The 382-nt window shown below is 61.8% G+C and carries 1 protein-coding gene; it reads left to right on the top strand.

Going from position 1 to position 382, the window contains the following annotated elements; genetic code table 11:
* Positions 1 to 2: 2 nt before the first annotated feature.
* Positions 3 to 382: Hpt domain-containing protein (locus AC0L3B_RS38575; protein ID WP_198960214.1), on the top strand; the 380-nt coding region annotated here is incomplete at its 3' end.

Here is a 382-nt window from a genome sequence, read left to right as displayed (position 1 = left end):
TCATGGATGATCTGTTGCGGGAGTTTTTGACGGAAACCAGCGAGAGCCTGGACACCGTGGACAATCAGCTGGTGAAGTTCGAGCAGGAGCCGAACAACGCCAAGATCCTGGATAACATCTTCCGGCTGGTCCACACCATCAAGGGCACGTGCGGCTTCCTCGGATTGCCGCGACTGGAAGCGCTGGCGCATGCCGGCGAGACGCTGATGGGCAAATTCCGTGACGGCATGCCGGTGACGGGGCAGGCGGTGACGGTGATCCTGTCCTCGATCGACCGCATCAAGGAAATTCTGGCCGGGCTGGAGGCGACCGAAGCCGAGCCCGAGGGCACCGACCGCGATCTCATCGACAAGCTGGAAGCGATGGTCGAGCAGGGCATGGC

This window comes from Bradyrhizobium sp. Kon56 (assembly GCF_055807635.1).
This window is presented reverse-complemented; position numbering and strand designations above follow the sequence as displayed.